Raw genomic sequence first — 1,638 nt, forward strand, 5'->3', positions numbered from 1 at the left:
GTGCGGACCCTGTTCAGGGTGCGCAGCGTCGGCCAACGCTCCAGAAAGTCACAAAATAAAGGTGTATCTTTGCGGCCAAACCAGTCCAGGGGCTGTGGGTAGTAGTTTTTTAACGCACTGGTGATGCGATTGGTAATGCGCACACGATCACCGACGCAACTTCGACGGTACTCGACCAGTTGTTGCAAAGTTCGCATCTCGGGGCTGTCCGGGAGCAGTGGAGTGAAGCGACTGAAGTGGCGTTGCAGAAGATCACACTGCAGCTGCGCGTCACTGGGGTCGTCTTTGGCGCCGCTGGAAGCAAACGCCTGTCGGTACTTGGCGACCGATGATGGATTGAGTGGGAAAATAGTAATGTGTGCGTACTTGATCAGTGCATTAATCAAGGGGCCTTTTTTAAGCTCACAGCTCAAGGCAATTGGCCGATCACCAAAGCGCTCAAGCAAACCCAGTGCCCAGGTATCAATCGCCTGAGGGGAATGTTCAATGACACTGAATTCCAGGCGCGAACTCCCCGCTTCCTGCAGGCAAATATCGTGTTTACGATCGGCCCAGTCAAGACCAATAAAGGCGGCATAGTGGTCAATGGAAAAAGACTTCATAATTACACCTCGTACTGCTAAAGTAATGAAGAACAGTCTGTTTCGTCGAAGGAATTATAGGCAGTCGATGTCACGGCAAGCCCTGAGTGTTCGTCACGAATCAGATAGTCACCTGCGGGTTCGACGCTATTGTTATGGGTATCGGAATACACATCGATGCATAGTCGTAACCCGCAGGTGCATGTTCCCACAAACAGGAACTCTTTTATGCTGCGGACCTACTATAAATCGTTGCAACCGACGGTGACGAGTGGTCATCACTTCATGCCGCCTCGAGCCGCGGCTGAACTCAATCGTTAGACGGCTTCTAAGTCTTTTCGCAAACTGACCTACTTGTGCTTGCTTTTTGTATCCTATTGGATACAATGAGTGATGGCGGCTCAGATCAAAGTCACTCGAAAATTCAGTGTTTGGCTAAATGGCCTGAGAGATCGAAAGGGTCGTGCTCGTATCCAGGCGAGGATCGAACGCCTTGCTGCGGGCAACCCCGGCCAATGCCGGAATTTGAAGCTCGGAGTTTCTGAGCTAAAGATTGATGTCGGTCCCGGATATCGGGTCTATTACACTCGCCGTCAAGATATTTTAATTATCTTGCTTTGCGGCGGCGATAAATCGACCCAACGTGCAGACATTCGCCTGGCCTATGAAATGGTTGATGAATTGGAGATTTGATATGGCGACGAAAGTCAAAGATTACGACGTTGCTGACCACCTTCGAACACCGGAGGAAATGGCTGCCTATCTAGAGGCATGCATTGCCGAATCTGATGGTGATGCATCCTTCGTAGCAAAGGCGCTTGGCGATATTGCGCGAGCGAAAGGGATGACCGAGATTTCTCGAGAGACGGGATTAGGTCGGGAAAGTCTGTACAAAGCCTTATCGGAGGACGGCAATCCCAAACTCGATACAATCGTGAGAGTGGCAAAAGCACTCGGTTTGGAAATTACCGTCCGCCCGGCAGCGTGATAACGCCGTCTAACAAAACGAGGCAACCGACGGCTAACCACCCGTGCATTTTCAAGCGCGGTTCAGCCG

Annotated in this window: 3 protein-coding genes; 2 read left to right on the forward strand and 1 reads right to left on the reverse strand. The window is 51.1% G+C overall.

Annotated elements, in window-relative coordinates:
* On the reverse strand, positions 1-602 hold a 602-nt coding region (locus WBM93_RS07025; protein ID WP_424430060.1), incomplete at its 3' end, for an IS110 family transposase.
* A 372-nt stretch (positions 603-974) separates the two neighbouring features.
* Here WBM93_RS07025 and WBM93_RS07030 point away from each other — a divergent pair.
* Together WBM93_RS07030 and WBM93_RS07035 are read left to right on the forward strand one after the other, a co-directional pair.
* On the forward strand, positions 975-1,274 hold the full coding sequence (locus WBM93_RS07030; protein ID WP_424430063.1) for a type II toxin-antitoxin system RelE/ParE family toxin: 300 nt from the start codon (positions 975-977) through the stop codon (positions 1,272-1,274).
* Between the two features lies 1 nt (position 1,275).
* Complete coding sequence (locus WBM93_RS07035) at positions 1,276-1,569, forward strand: addiction module antidote protein (protein ID WP_424430065.1); 294 nt, start codon at positions 1,276-1,278, stop codon at positions 1,567-1,569.
* Positions 1,570-1,638: the final 69 nt, after the last annotated feature.

The sequence above is a fragment of the Parasphingorhabdus sp. genome (genome assembly GCF_049667325.1).
In the GTDB taxonomy this organism is placed as follows: domain Bacteria; phylum Pseudomonadota; class Alphaproteobacteria; order Sphingomonadales; family Sphingomonadaceae; genus Parasphingorhabdus.

Excerpts from the sequence above, each read along its gene's own strand:
- WBM93_RS07030 (WP_424430063.1), top strand. The coding sequence starts at position 975 with ATGGCGGCTCAGATCAAAGTCACTCGAAAATTCAGTGTTTGGCTAAAT.
- WBM93_RS07035 (WP_424430065.1), top strand. The coding sequence starts at position 1,276 with ATGGCGACGAAAGTCAAAGATTACGACGTTGCTGACCACCTTCGAACA.